This window comes from Pantoea sp. Cy-639, assembly GCF_011752525.1.
Classification (GTDB): Bacteria; Pseudomonadota; Gammaproteobacteria; order Pseudomonadales; family Pseudomonadaceae; genus Aquipseudomonas.
Window position 1 is genome coordinate 293,075 of the sequence record NZ_VWXI01000001.1, and the last position, 12,913, is coordinate 305,987.

General features: G+C 60.0%; 20 protein-coding genes and 1 tRNA gene. 18 read left to right on the plus strand and 3 right to left on the minus strand.

Annotation, left to right across the window (positions count from 1 at the left end; genetic code table 11):
* Positions 1-6: 6 nt before the first annotated feature.
* The 6 genes from F3J43_RS01310 (at position 7) to F3J43_RS01335 (ending at position 3,286) form a co-directional block, all read left to right on the plus strand.
* Positions 7-753, plus strand: coding sequence for a helix-turn-helix domain-containing protein (locus tag F3J43_RS01310; RefSeq protein WP_166883010.1), 747 nt, complete (start codon positions 7-9; stop codon positions 751-753).
* 474 nt (positions 754-1,227) lie between these two features.
* Entirely contained in the window at positions 1,228-1,452 is a 225-nt protein-coding gene (locus F3J43_RS01315; RefSeq protein WP_166883011.1) for a hypothetical protein, read from the plus strand.
* 151 nt (positions 1,453-1,603) lie between these two features.
* Complete coding sequence (locus F3J43_RS01320) at positions 1,604-1,987, plus strand: response regulator transcription factor (RefSeq protein ID WP_166883012.1); 384 nt, start codon at positions 1,604-1,606, stop codon at positions 1,985-1,987.
* A 19-nt stretch (positions 1,988-2,006) separates the two neighbouring features.
* A complete protein-coding gene (locus F3J43_RS01325) occupies positions 2,007-2,270 on the plus strand; it encodes a hypothetical protein (RefSeq protein ID WP_166883013.1) in 264 nt (87 codons plus the stop codon).
* A complete protein-coding gene (locus tag F3J43_RS01330; RefSeq protein ID WP_166883014.1) occupies positions 2,267-2,842 on the plus strand; it encodes a hypothetical protein in 576 nt (191 codons plus the stop codon). The genes F3J43_RS01325 and F3J43_RS01330 overlap by 4 nt, the downstream gene beginning before the upstream one ends.
* 81 nt (positions 2,843-2,923) lie before the next feature.
* Complete coding sequence (locus F3J43_RS01335) at positions 2,924-3,286, plus strand: hypothetical protein (protein ID WP_166883015.1); 363 nt, start codon at positions 2,924-2,926, stop codon at positions 3,284-3,286.
* Positions 3,287-3,339: 53 nt separating this feature from the next.
* On the opposite strand, the gene F3J43_RS01340 is transcribed toward F3J43_RS01335, so the two are convergent.
* The gene (locus F3J43_RS01340; RefSeq protein ID WP_166883016.1) at positions 3,340-3,561 is read right to left on the minus strand and encodes a hypothetical protein; all 222 of its coding nucleotides are present in this window, start codon (positions 3,559-3,561) and stop codon (positions 3,340-3,342) included.
* A 147-nt stretch (positions 3,562-3,708) separates the two neighbouring features.
* On the opposite strand from F3J43_RS01340, the gene F3J43_RS01345 reads away from it, so the two are divergent.
* Both F3J43_RS01345 and F3J43_RS01350 read left to right on the plus strand, forming a co-directional pair.
* Positions 3,709-4,488: a DUF2786 domain-containing protein gene (locus F3J43_RS01345; protein WP_166883017.1), complete on the plus strand. Its 780-nt coding sequence runs from the start codon at positions 3,709-3,711 to the stop codon at positions 4,486-4,488.
* Positions 4,485-5,360, plus strand: a complete 876-nt coding sequence (locus F3J43_RS01350; RefSeq protein WP_166883018.1) for an adenine nucleotide alpha hydrolase family protein — start codon at positions 4,485-4,487, stop codon at positions 5,358-5,360. Before F3J43_RS01345 ends, F3J43_RS01350 begins: the two co-directional genes overlap by 4 nt.
* Positions 5,361-5,367: 7 nt before the next feature.
* On the opposite strand, the gene F3J43_RS01355 is transcribed toward F3J43_RS01350, so the two are convergent.
* Positions 5,368-6,054 (minus strand): hypothetical protein, encoded by a 687-nt coding sequence (locus F3J43_RS01355; RefSeq protein ID WP_166883019.1) that lies wholly within the window; start codon positions 6,052-6,054, stop codon positions 5,368-5,370.
* 40 nt (positions 6,055-6,094) lie between these two features.
* Between F3J43_RS01355 and F3J43_RS01360 the strand changes: the two genes are divergently transcribed.
* The 8 genes from F3J43_RS01360 (at position 6,095) to F3J43_RS01395 (ending at position 10,239) form a co-directional block, all read left to right on the plus strand.
* Positions 6,095-6,457, plus strand: coding sequence for a hypothetical protein (locus tag F3J43_RS01360; protein ID WP_166883020.1), 363 nt, complete (start codon positions 6,095-6,097; stop codon positions 6,455-6,457).
* Between the two features lie 99 nt (positions 6,458-6,556).
* Positions 6,557-7,351 carry a hypothetical protein gene (locus tag F3J43_RS01365; RefSeq protein ID WP_166883021.1) on the plus strand — a complete coding sequence of 265 codons (795 nt, stop codon included), beginning with the start codon at positions 6,557-6,559 and terminating at the stop codon, positions 7,349-7,351.
* Complete coding sequence (locus F3J43_RS01370; RefSeq protein ID WP_166883022.1) at positions 7,348-7,617, plus strand: hypothetical protein; 270 nt, start codon at positions 7,348-7,350, stop codon at positions 7,615-7,617. The genes F3J43_RS01365 and F3J43_RS01370 overlap by 4 nt, the downstream gene beginning before the upstream one ends.
* On the plus strand, positions 7,614-8,060 hold the full coding sequence (locus tag F3J43_RS01375; RefSeq protein ID WP_166883023.1) for an ASCH domain-containing protein: 447 nt from the start codon (positions 7,614-7,616) through the stop codon (positions 8,058-8,060). The genes F3J43_RS01370 and F3J43_RS01375 overlap by 4 nt, the downstream gene beginning before the upstream one ends.
* 43 nt (positions 8,061-8,103) lie before the next feature.
* Complete coding sequence (locus F3J43_RS01380; RefSeq protein ID WP_166883024.1) at positions 8,104-8,295, plus strand: hypothetical protein; 192 nt, start codon at positions 8,104-8,106, stop codon at positions 8,293-8,295.
* A gap of 56 nt (positions 8,296-8,351) precedes the next feature.
* A complete protein-coding gene (locus F3J43_RS01385) occupies positions 8,352-8,903 on the plus strand; it encodes a hypothetical protein (RefSeq protein ID WP_166883025.1) in 552 nt (183 codons plus the stop codon).
* Positions 8,904-8,942: 39 nt separating this feature from the next.
* Positions 8,943-9,188, plus strand: coding sequence for a DUF4224 domain-containing protein (locus F3J43_RS01390; RefSeq protein WP_166883026.1), 246 nt, complete (start codon positions 8,943-8,945; stop codon positions 9,186-9,188).
* A gap of 1 nt (position 9,189) precedes the next feature.
* On the plus strand, positions 9,190-10,239 hold the full coding sequence (locus F3J43_RS01395) for a tyrosine-type recombinase/integrase (protein ID WP_166883027.1): 1,050 nt from the start codon (positions 9,190-9,192) through the stop codon (positions 10,237-10,239).
* A gap of 121 nt (positions 10,240-10,360) precedes the next feature.
* Here the strand turns inward: F3J43_RS01395 and F3J43_RS01400 are convergent.
* Positions 10,361-10,448 (minus strand) — tRNA-Ser (locus F3J43_RS01400).
* A 149-nt stretch (positions 10,449-10,597) separates the two neighbouring features.
* On the opposite strand from F3J43_RS01400, the gene F3J43_RS01405 reads away from it, so the two are divergent.
* Positions 10,598-11,269, plus strand: coding sequence for a Bax inhibitor-1/YccA family protein (locus F3J43_RS01405; protein WP_166883028.1), 672 nt, complete (start codon positions 10,598-10,600; stop codon positions 11,267-11,269).
* A gap of 219 nt (positions 11,270-11,488) precedes the next feature.
* Positions 11,489-12,868: a nucleobase:cation symporter-2 family protein gene (locus F3J43_RS01410; protein ID WP_166883029.1), complete on the plus strand. Its 1,380-nt coding sequence runs from the start codon at positions 11,489-11,491 to the stop codon at positions 12,866-12,868.
* Positions 12,869-12,913: the final 45 nt, after the last annotated feature.

The following is a 12,913-nucleotide window of genomic DNA, read 5'->3' on the forward strand; positions in this document are numbered from 1 at the left end:
CATAGTATGTCGGAACTGAAAGTACATGCAAGCGCATGCGATATTGAACCCATGGTTCATATCGAAGATATCAGGGCGGCCTTTGCGGCACGCCTCAAGCAAGCACTCGCTGCCAGCGACATCCCTGCGTGGGGTGCAGGTGCGCGCCTTGCCTCAATCGCAAGCGTTACACCAAAAGCAGCCAGCAAATGGCTGAATGGGGAATCCATGCCAGGTGGCGTGAAGATGCTTGCCCTTGCCAACGCACTGAAAGTTCGCCTCGAATGGCTTGAGTACGGAAAAGGCCAAATGGTCGAAGACCGGCCAGAGTTCGACGCCAACATTGAGCCGTCTGCAGGGCCGGTTCGCTACTACGAATACCCTGAGATCAGTTGGGTGCAGGCCGGGATGCCTATGGAAGCTATTGAGCTATCAAACGTAGCCTCCTGCGAGGTTCACCCATCCGACGCATGGGCAGGTCCAAACGGCTTTTGGCTGAAAGTCAAAGGCCCATCGATGACGTCCCCGAACGGTATGTCCTTCTCTGAGGGAATGGTCATCCTGGTAGCACCAGGCTTTGATGTAGAGCATGGGCAATACGTCGTCGCCAAGCTAATTGACTCCAATGAAGCCACGTTCAAGCAATTTGTCTGGGATTCAGGCAAGGCATACCTAAAACCTCTGAATGCAGCATTTCCGACAGTTGAGATGGATGGCGAATGGTGCCTGGTCGGTCGCGTCGTAGACGCCAAGTGGCCGCGCTCCTCGCTTTAAGTCCTCCCGCCTGACTCCAAGAACCCGCTCCCGGCGGGTTTTTTTACGCCCAAAGGAAAATTATGTACTTTTGGTACTTGACCGATGTGAACCATAGGTACATATTTGACTCGTCGCCGGATCGACACCGGCCGCAGCAAAGGCAGCGATGGACAGGCCTCAACAGTCCAGAGGGGTGGCAACTGCCCCAGGTGTGCAGGGTAAAGCACCAAGATCAGTTATCCGGCGGGAAGGTCCGCGGTCGGAGTCACCAACTTGAAGACGTTTCACGGCCTGTCGCCAGTAGCAAGGCCGTGGATCTGACGGAGGATCGCAATGCCGAGACTCACGATTGGCGCTTGGCTCTTTCTGCTCAGCTTGTTCGCCGCCCTGGGCGGGTGCATCTGGGCTCTGTTGGAGCTGACAGCCTGATTTCACTGGCTGGCCTTGGCGACAGGGCCAGACGGGAAATCAACCGCCCTGGAGGGCAAGACGATGCGCAACATCAACCAGTTCCGCAAGCCAGGCGAAACCACTGAGCAGTTCCGTTCCCGTCGCGCTCGCGGCGTCTGCGTGAACATTCAGGCCTGGATTCAAGAGCAACGCGAGCTGTTCGCCATCTCGAAAGGCTACGCGGATCGCCCGAGCATCCGTGCTCAGTGGGACAAGTATCGCTCTCAGTACTTCGATCGCTTGGCTCTTGCGAAACCGCTTCCATAGTCAACCAGCACCACGTCAGCCTGACGTTAACTGCCCGATCACCTGGTTCCCCATCACCAGGCTGCATCGGAGAGCCCTTCCCGACCCACACAATCAACGTGCAGGGATACAGGCGGGATCGGTTCTCCAATGCAGCTAACCGAGGTTACCCATGGACACGATCACCATTGGCCAATGGAAAGGCTACCTGGGCCGGGGTCTCGCGCCCCGCGAGCTGGAATGCGTTCTCGACGTTGCCCAGGGCATGACATCGAAGCAAATCGCTCGCCGCTTCGGCATCAGCGAGGGCGGCGTCGAGAAGCGGATCGCGGCGGCAATGTTCAAGCTCGACGTGCCACGCCGCGCGGCCCTGGTCGCCGAGGCCATGCGGCGCAACATCATCAGCCCTATGTGCTTCCTGCTGGCTTCGCTGATCGCCATGCACGCGGTCATCGACGACAGCGACCCGATGCGCCGCGATCGTCGGGCGCCCGAGCGGCGCACAGCTCAAGTTCGAATCGTTCGCAAGGCCGAGGCCTTCGAGTACCACGCCTGAATCCCCAGAGGATCACCCCATGCAGACAGCAATGCACCCTGCTTTCGCGGAGAAACTTGCCATGCTCGCCGTTCTACTTGAACGCGGGAAGACGCTGCGGGCAGAAGCCCGCGAGAAGATCGGCGCACCTCGCTTCCAGGTGAAGTGCCATGGCCATGCCTGGGATGTAGTCGATGTCACCACCGGGGCCATTCAGGGGTTCGCCTTCACGTACCAAGCGGCGCTGCGTTTCGCATCTGCAATGGAGGCAGGCGCGGCGACTAAGAGAGGCGTTATGCAATGAACGGAGAGCCAATTCCAAGCCAGCGCGAAGCGGTGCTGGCCGCGCTCAATGCGAGCATTGACAGTTACTTTCAGGCCGGCGGTGATGTTCAGAGCCTTCCCGCCTGCGACTACGTGCCACGGCGCCCACATCGCGCCCAAGTGAGCGCCAAGGCTGAGACAAGGCCTGCAAAAGCAGCCCGGGAGAAAGCCCGCGAGCCTGGCCAGCGAGCAGCGCAACGCGAACGGCGCATTGCGGAGGTGCGAGAGTTGGCAAAGCGCATGACCTATGCCCAGGCGCGGGCACACACGGGCCTCTCAACGGCCTGCCTCGGGCGATATGCCCTCGATGGTGGATTCAAGTTCCAGCCAGACCCCAATCGCGGGAAGGGCAACCTCGGGAAGCAGATAACAGATCCAGCAAAAGACAAAGCACTTGCCGAGCGGATCACAGCAATGCGCGACGTCGGCGTGACCATGGCACAGGTGTGTCGACGCCTGGAGATCTCGTACACGCAGATTCACCGGATCATGCGCTTGTTCGATATCAAGTTTCCCACCACAGCAGAGAAGCGAGCACAGCACAAAGGATGAAACGCATCACCGCGCGCGTCCGGCACGGCCGGCGCCAGCAACACATCAATCTGCCGCCCAGCGGCTTGGGAGGTATCGGCCATGGCCGAGGAGAAGACGGGAGCCGCCAAGCACTCTGCGGACTATCGCGACCGCGAGAAGAAGAAGGCCGCGAAGCTGGGGATCGAGGACATCACCATCACGATGCCCGTAGGGATCAAGAAAGCCCTCGCAGAGGAGATCAAGCGTCACGGCTACAAGCAGGTGCAGGAGCTGTGGCAGGACATGGCCCTGTCTTGGATTGCCCAAGATCCAGAAGAGCGTGCGCGCCGGCTTGAACGACCTGACGCGCCAGCTTTTTACATCTCGCCCAAACTAGCGCGTCAGTTTGAAGCGGCCAGCATGGCCGAACTGAGGCGTGATCCCGGCGACGAAATCCAACCGCCGGAAATGCGAAAGGGCTGAACAAGTCAGCCCTTTCATAATTGGTGCGGGGCGGGTTTCCCCGGTGCTATCTATCAAGCAGTAACGTCAAATCCCAACATTTTCTCTGATTTCGCTTGGTCCCGCAGCACAGCCCCAGCACAGATGAACATTGGTATCGCTGCCATAACATACCCCCAATAAGCGTTGTCGTTAATAAAAACAAACACAGTTAGGAGACCAGAAACAACAGACAAAATATCGATGGACTTAACGTTGTATACCGCCTGAATCATCGACTCTTTTGGGTCCAACATCGACCGCGTGCCTCGATCTTATCATCGCCCTGGCAGTAATTGCAATCTGCCATCTACCGAACATCCTGCGCTGCCCGCCAGCGCCTTCCCCTATTCAACGATAACGCCGACCCGGCGAGGGCGGCGCCTGCACGCTAGGACAAAGACATGACCGAACAACAGCACGACGAAAGCAAGCTCGAGCGGGTCATCCGCAAGATCAAGCGCTGCCTGGCCCTTTCCAAAAGCTCGAACGAGAATGAGGCCGCCACTGCTATGCGTCAGGCCCAAGCGCTGATGCGCGAGTATCGCCTGACTGAGCTGGATGTGCGCCTGAGCGATGTGGATGAGGTTCAGTCGGACAAGTCCAGAGCGAACCGCCGGCCGACCTGGGATCGTCACCTAAGCGGGATCGTGGCCAGGGTGTTTGGTTGCCGACCGCTCTCGTACCGCCACTGGTGCGACGCCTCCGGGCGCATGGTTGAACGTGCCTTGTTCGTCGGCGTTACGCCAGCGCCACAAATCGCGATATACGCCTATGAGGCTTTGCTCGCCAAGCTCACGCTGGCCCGACGCGAGTATGTGGCCCAGGTCAGGAAAGGCAAGCGGCGCAGCGGCTACTCCCCTGAGACTGCCGGCGATCATTTCGCAATCGCCTGGGTTTCGGCGGTGCACGGCAAGATCCATGAGTTGGTGCCCCGCGGCGAGGAAGATCCGGCCCTTGAGCAACGCTCCAATGGGCGAGACCTCGTGGCAGTGGAAAGTCAGGACAAGGCATTGATCGAGCAGTATTTGGCCGGCCAGGAAATCGGCAAGCCCCGTAGGGCGCGCCCGATCGAGCTCGACATGGCAGCTCAGATCGCCGGCATGCTTGCCGGGCAGTGTGTCGAGCTCAACGCGGGGCTGGCTGCGGGTGGCCAAGATCAGTTCAGGCTGGGAAGCGTATGACCATTAACCCCTACCAGATCACTGGGCCGGCGCAGATCGGCGTCAGTGGTGGCCGCACCAGCGGACACATGCTCTGGAAAATCCTTGAGGCCCACGGCGGCAAGCTCCCGGCAGATATGCACGCCTTCTTCCAGAACACTGGCAAGGAGCGCGAGGAAACGCTGATCTTCATCGACGCCATGGCCAAGCACTGGGGCGTCAACATCGTCTGGATGGAGTGGTGCCGGGTGTATGGTCAGCCGGACGACGCGCCCTGGTACAAGATCGTCGACTTCGAGACGGCCAGCCGCAACGGCGAGCCGTTCACCATGATGCTCGAGTACTACGAGGCCTACCGGAAGGCGGAGAAGAGCCTGCCGGCCGTGCTGCCGAACTTCAGCAACAACATGTGCACCGCCTACCTGAAGGTGAAGATTGGCGAGAAGCACATGCGCGCCCTGGGCTACGACGAGTGGGACTGCATCGTCGGCATCCGCTACGACGAGCCGCGGCGCTACAGCCGGATGATGACGGCCAACGAGCGCGGCAATGCCCGCTGGGACAGCGTCTGCCCCTCATACGTCGCGGGCGTCATCAAGGAGGACGTGGCGGCATTCTGGGAAGCGCAGCCATTCGACCTTGGCATGGATTCGGATTACGGCAACTGCGACCTGTGCTGGAAGAAGAACGAGGCCAAGCTGATCAGGACCATCCAGGAAGATCCTTCCCGGGTGATCTGGTGGTCTGGCACCGAAGAGCGGTTCGGCCAGGTGTTCCGGCAGGACCGCCCAAACTACCGTTCATTGGCCTGGTCAGCCGACCAGCGCGCCAGGCAGACGGATTTCGATTTCGACTACCTGGCTGAAGACATCGACTGCTTCTGCGGAGATTGAAATTATCTCACGAGGAAAAACTTTCATCCTTCACAAATAGAACCGAGCCAAGCTCTTCGCCTTGAATTGCCTTAAATCTCGCAACACCTCTAGTACTGTCTAGCTCTGAATAAAGTATATCTACCAGAAGGTCTCCAGTACCAGCTTGCGGATCCCATATAATGTTTATTTTCACAGAGCCGCCCTTCTCAATAGTTCGATGCTTTCCAGCAGACTTCCGGGCTCCATCTTTTGTGGCGTATGCCTCCACAACAAAAATCTGCGCCCCATCATTAAAGAGATCGCATTCTGCGACGTACAGCTTATTCGCCAAAACTGGGTAAGATTCTCCTAAGGCAAGGATAGGGCGAAGGGAGTTTCTATACATTTTTTCTTGAGAAACCCTTATCGCCTTCTCCATCGCAAGTGCTTCCATAGAAATCTCTGCCAGACGCTGCTGCTGCTCAACTGAATTCTTAAGCTCATCACCCTGAACTTTGAGAGCAAATGTGCTCTGCCTAAGTTCTTCGCCTTGTTGTAAGTAACCGAAGATCAACCACGCGAGAGCCAGAGGGCCAAATGCTCCAGCAACAAAATCCCCAAGATTATTTAGATCAAGGCTAAATGGGTTAACTCCTTTAAACCAGACAATTAGAGCGATTCCAGCTAAATAAAGCAGCGTGAAAATTGCTGCAATTTTGGTCCTACTGAACACTATCACCACTCCCCGATGAGATTCCGTACCGGAGTATGTCATGCCCACAGAAAACCGATCCAGCAACACCGAGATGGTCAGCGTGCCACGCGACGAGGTCGAGCGCCTGGTCAAGCTCCTTGCCTACCAAGCCCACCCATACCCCTCGCCACATGCTGAGTATTGGCAAAGCCTGCTTGATCAGCCTGTCGAGGAGCCTCACGGGGAGCCAGTGTGGTACATGATCGAGAGTGGTCTGAGCGTGATGCACGCGAAAGACAAGGCACAAAGTGACCTGCAGGGCTGGAACACTAGCGCCTACAGCATTCCCCTCTACGCCATCCACAAGCCTCAGGAATGCGCCCGCTGCGACGGACGGATCAAGTTCGTTTCTGGCTCTTGCCCAAAGTGCGGATGCTTCTAAGCGGCGGCCTCAGAGCCGAGAGAGCACATTTGTACTCCGCCAAGCTGTAACCCCTCTCCCCTCTATTCACTGCCGCTCGCTCGCGGCAAAGGAATCGACATGCTCGAAAGGACACCGATCAAGACGGAGGCCGAGTTGTGCGCGGCCTTCATCCAGTCGATGAACAAGCAGGCCGATTGGACCTGCTACCCCGAGGCTGCAGGCTTCGACATCCTGGCTGTGCACGCCAGCGGCAGGCAGATCGGCGTCGAGGCGAAGATGACCCTCAACGCCAAGGTGGCCGACCAGATCCTGCCGAAGGACTACGAGAACTTCTATGGTCGCCCAGGCCCTGACCATCGCCTGGTGATCGTCAGCAAGGCCAGCGATGCCAGTCTCGGCATTTGCCGAATGCTCGCGCTGCTTGGCGTGCCAGTGCTGCTCCCCCGCTGGATGCATCGCGGCGGCGACAAGTCGGGATGGGAGTTCGAATTGCGATGTGAGGAAAGCCGTAGCAGCTGGGCGTTCTTCACCAACGAAGAGTACCTGCACCTGTTCGACTGGAACCCGACTGAACGATGCCGGGTACCGATGGTGGTCGGAGCTCATCAGGCTGGCGTTCCATCTCCGGTCAGCCTCACACCCTGGAAGGAAGCGGCGCTTCGGGTGATCGCCTTAATGCGCTCGCAGGGCTACATCGCGGCAAAGCAGATCCAAGAGCTTGGCATCAGCCCTACGGCCTGGACGCGCTCGACCCCAGGTCACCCTGGCTGGCTTGACCGCGGCACGGTGCGGGGAACATGGATCGAGGCGGAAACCATGCCTCCGTTCGACAAGCAGCACCCCGAAGCATACGCCATCGTCGTCGCTGAATTGGCCGCCAAAGCCGACCCACAACTGGAGCTCACAGCATGACCCGCCTCGCCCTCTGCCTCCTGCTGCTGGCCACCGGCGCCAGCGCAACCGAACTGCCGCCAGGCGTCTCGTCCTTCGAGGATAAGCCCCGCGGCGTCGTCTGCTACGTCATGAACTCGCTGGGCAACAACGCCATCAGCTGCGTGAAGGTCTGGCTGCCGCAGGTTGCCGGCAACGAGCGCCAGCTCTCCCCACACGAACGCGACAACGGACCAACACCAGCGGCCGCACCGGCGGCCTGGACTGATGAGAGGTATCAGCTGTGAAGGCGCTTTCAATTCGCCAGCCATGGGCCTACCAGATCATCCATGGCAGCAAGGACATCGAAAACCGCAACTGGCACACGAAGTTCCGTGGCCGCTTCCTGGTGCACGCCGCTCAAGGCATGACGAAGCGCGAGCTGCGTGAGGCGAACCGCTTCTGCATGGCGCGCGGTCTGCCAATCCCTATGGCGCTGGCCGACCTGCAGCGTGGCGGCATCATCGGCTCGGTTGAGCTGGTCGACAGCGTCGATACCAGCGATTCGGACTGGTACATGGGCGCCAAGGGGTTCGTCCTGCGCGATCCGCGACCGCTGCCGTTCCTACCGATGAAGGGACGTCTTGGGTTCTTTGACGTGCCTGATGACGCGCTTTGCACCTGCCCGAGCGGCAACGGCTCACTGCGCTGGCCGTGCCCGATTCATCCGCCGAAGGAGGCCCAGCCATGATCGCCCTCACCTTCGTCGCCTTCCACCTGTACCGGTGGCCGCGGTGATCCCGCATACCGGCTGGCTACGGCGCCAGCTCGAGTCTGCGCTGATCCTGCTGGCCGCCTGGATCCTTGGTGGCCGCAACGTCACCAGGTCCGGGGTCGTCTCGCGCCGGGACAACAACGAGATGTTCGAGATTGACGGCGACCTACGCGCCATCGCCCGCCGCATCCGCAAGCAGTACAGCGAGTAACCCCTCCCCCAACTACTCAAGCCCGCCGACATGCGCGGGCATGGAGAGCTATTGCCATGATCATCGACGATGTGATGACCGACAGAATCACGCTCCACGGCTTGGGCTTCGTTCAGGTCCAGCTGCAGGGCAACCAGCGCCTGCACGTATGGCATCCCGAACTGCCCCGACGATCCTGCTTCGAGCACTCGGCAATCCACGACCACCGCTTCAACTTCGTATCGCGGATCCTGGTCGGAAAGCAGATCAACCACTGCTACAACATGCGCCGGTTGGATGAAGGAGAATTCGTTCTCTACCTGCATGAGGGCGCGCGTCAAGCTGGCGGGGGAAGACCATGGACACCAGACGGCAGAGCCAACATGGTGCACCACTCAACATGCACCATTGCCGCTGGCGATGTGTACACCACCAGGGCCTACGAATACCACCGGACTGAGCCAGGCGGTGACGGTCGCGTAGCCACCATCATGCAGAAGCGCGGCGAGTACCCGGCCGGCGCCCACTCCACCTGCCGCTACGGCGTTCAGCCGGACACGGACTTCGACCGCTTCCAGTGGCCGGCGGCGCGACTCTGGGAAGTCGTGCGCGACGTGCTGCTGGCCTGACAACAAACCTGCCGCCACCGGCGGCGTGGAGACCATCCCATGGAAACCGAGATCCTTTCGGACGAAGAGCTGGCCGACCTTACCGGCTACAAATCCAGGGGCTGGCAGCGCCGCTGGCTCAATGAGCGCGGCTGGCGCTTCGTCGAGAGCCGAGGCGGCCGCCCTCTGGTAGGCCGTCAGTACGCCCGCTTGAAGCTGGGTGTGACCCTGGAGGTGGTGCCACTGGCACCGGCCCCACAAACGCAAGCACCGGCCTGGACGCCGGACTTTTCAAAGGTGAGGTGATATGCGCCCCCGCAAGACTGAAAACCGTCACCTTCCTCCCCGTCTGTACGAACGCAAGCGCACGCGCAAGAGTGGCAAGGTCTGGATCAGCTATTACTACCTCGACAAGTCGGGCAAGGAAATCGCCCTTGGACCAGACCTGAACGTGGCCAGGTTGAAATGGGCCGAACTGGAAGCGAAGGACAAACCTCGCGATCTGTTGCTCATGAGGTCGATCTTCGACCGCTATGAGCGGGACATCATCCCCAAGAAGGCACCCCGCACGCAAAAGGACAACCTCGCCGAACTGCGTCAGTTGCGCCCGTTCTTCGAGGGAGCACCCATTGATGTAATTACGCCGGCGTTGGTTGCCCAGTACCGCGACGCCCGGTCAGCGCCAGTCCGGGCAAACAGGGAGATCGCACTCCTTTCGCACGTCTACAACCTCGCCCGAGAGTGGGGCCTGACGACGAAGGAAAACCCCTGCCAGGGCGTGCGGAAGAACAAGGAGGTTCCGCGAGACTTCTACGCCAATGACGCGGTATGGAAGGCGGTCTATGCAAAAGCGGTTGAGGAGTTGAAGGTCGCCATGGATTTGGCGTACTTGACGGGCCAGCGCCCTGCGGACGTGCTGGTGATGAGGAAGGATGACATCGAGGACAAAGCCCTCGGTGTGAAGCAGAAGAAGACCCACAAGAAGCTGCGGATCCTGCTGGAGGTGGACGGCTTGGCCAGCGGCCTGGGCGTCCTCATTGAGGAGATCTTGAAGCGCAATGCGGCGCACGGATCGCCTTATTTGATACTTACCGATGCCGGTAAACGGGTTACTGCGGCGATGCTGAGGCACCGTTGGGACGATGCGCGGGAGGAAGCGGTAAAGGACGCGGCCGCCGCCGGGGACCGAGTACTGGCCGACCGGATCAGCCAATTTCAATTCCGCGACATTCGACCCAAGGCGGCCTCGGAAATTGCCGATGTTGACCACGCCAGCCTACTGCTCGGCCACACGAAAGGTGACATCACCGAAAGGGTCTACCGACGCGTCGGGGCACTCGCCAAGCCGACCAAATGAGGAAAGTATTAGGACGCGTCCTAATACCATTGCATCGAAACCATTCCCAAGGGTGTTCCCATGGGTAGTTTTTTCATTCCACAAAAACGCAAAAAGCCCTGAAAAATCAGGGCTTTGAATGTGGCGGAAGCGTAGAGATTCGAACTCTAGGATAGTTGCCCATCGACGGTTTTCAAGACCGTTGCCTTAAACCACTCGGCCACGCTTCCAGCTGGTTTTGCGGCGGCAATAATACCGTAATGAAACAAGCTGTCAAACTCTCTGTGTCGCGGGTTGCGACAGCTCTGGTATGCTTTTGCACCATACGTTCCAATACCGCAGGTCCATGACCCGCGGCTACACACCAAAGGAGTGCGCCATGCGCGAACAGGATTACGCCGTTCACAACGGCCAGCAGGTCGAGCAGCAGGAGGTCAGCAAGGTCCTGCGCAACACGTACAGCCTGCTGGCGCTCACCCTCGCCTTCAGCGGCATCATGGCCTTCGTTGCCCAGCAGATGCGCGTCGCCTACCCGAACGTGTTCGTCGTGCTGATCGGCTTCTACGGCCTGTTCTTCCTCACCAACAAACTGCGTGACTCGGCCTGGGGCCTGGTCTCCACCTTCGCCCTCACCGGCTTCATGGGCTTCATCCTCGGTCCGATCCTCAACCGCTACCTGGGCATGAGCGGCGGCGCCGAAGTGGTCAGCTCGGCCTTCGCCATGACCGCACTGGTGTTCGGCGGCCTGTCGGCCTACGTCCTGATCACCCGTAAGGACATGAGTTTCCTCGGCGGCTTCATCACTGCCGGCTTCTTCGTCCTGATGGGCGCCGTACTGGCCAGCTTCTTCTTCAAGATCAGCGGCCTGCAACTGGCGATCAGCGCTGGCTTCGTGCTGTTCTCGTCGGTCTGCATCCTGTTCCAGACCAGCGCCATCATTCAGGGCGGCGAACGCAACTACATCATGGCGACCATCAGCTTGTACGTGTCGATCTACAACCTGTTCGTCAGCCTGCTGCAACTGTTCGGCCTGATGGGCCGCGACGACTGATCGTTAGCGTCAGCCGCTGATAGCCTCATGAAAAAGCCCGCTTCAGCGGGCTTTTTCATACCCCTTGTAAAGTGGATGGCAGCCCAGAGAAACATTGACCTAAAAGTCAGTTTATTGAAGGGTTAATCTGCGATTGTGCCGCCATCGTGCTTGCCTCTACCCCTCTGCCGTTTCAGCCCGTAGAATGCGCTCCTTTTTCAGCCGGGGCAGCACTTTCCCATGAGTTCACAAGAGCACGGTCCGGGCGCGGCAGCGCCTGCCAACGAACTGGTTCTCGGCCTCGAGGACAAGCCTCGCTTGCTGATCAGCCTGCTGGCGGCGCTGCAGCACCTGCTGGCGATCATCGTGCCGATCGTCACCCCTGGCCTGCTGATCTGCCAGGCCCTGGGCGTGTCGCCACGGGACACCAACCTGATCGTGTCGATGTCACTGGTCATCTCCGGCATCGCCACCTTCGTCCAGTGCAAACGCTTCGGGCCGTTCGGCGCCGGACTACTGATCGTCCAGGGCACCAGCTTCAACTTCGTCGGGCCGCTGATCGCCGGCGGCGCGTTGATGGTCAAGCAGGGCACGCCGGTGGAAAGCGTGATGGCAGCGATTTTCGGTGTGGTCATCGCCGGCTCGTTCATCGAGATGGGTGTTTCGCGCATCCTGCCCTTCGTCAAACGCCTGATCACCCCACTGGTGACTGGCATCGTCGTGCTGATGATCGGCCTGACCCTGATCAAGGTCGGCCTGATCAGCATGGGCGGTGGTTTCGGCGCCATGGCCAACGGCACCTTCGCCAATGGCGAGAACCTGCTGTTGTCGGGAGTGGTGCTGGCAATCATCGTCATCCTCAACCGCATCCCGGTGGTGTGGATGCGCAGCTGCGCCATCGTCATCGCCCTGGCCGTCGGCTATGCGCTGGCCGGCTACCTGGGCCGCCTGGACTTCACCGGCATGCACCAGGCCGCACTGTTCCAGGTACCGACGCCACTGCACTTCGGCCTGAGCTTCTCCTGGGCGCTGTTCATCCCGATGCTGGTGATCTACCTGGTCACCTCCCTGGAAGCCATCGGCGACGTCACCGCCACCAGCAAGGTGTCGCGCCAACCCGTGGAAGGCCCGGTATGGATGCAGCGGATCAAGGGTGGCGTGTTGGTCAACGGCGCCAACTCGTTGCTGGCCGGCCTGTTCAACACCTTCCCCAGCTCGATCTTCGCCCAGAACAACGGCGTGATTCAGCTGACGGGAATCGCCAGCCGCCATATCGGCCTGTGGATCGCCGTGATGCTCGTCCTGCTGGGCCTGTTCCCCAGCGTGGCCGGGGTGATCCAGGCCGTGCCGGAGCCGGTGCTCGGTGGGGCGGCCATGGTGATGTTCGGCGCGGTAGCCGCGTCGGGTATCAATATTCTCGCCAGCACCCGCCTCGACCGTCGCGCGCTGTTGATCATCTCCGTGTCGCTGGCTTTGGGCCTGGGCGTGGCGCAGGTGCCGGAGTTCCTCGCGCACATGCCGTCGGCACTGCGCAACGTGCTGGAGTCGGGCGTCGCCACCGGCGGCATCTGCGCCCTGTTGCTCAACTGGTTCCTGCCAGAGAGCAAAGAGCAGGCCTGATCGGCAACCGCTCCAGCACAAAAAGCCCGCGTCCACCGACGTGGG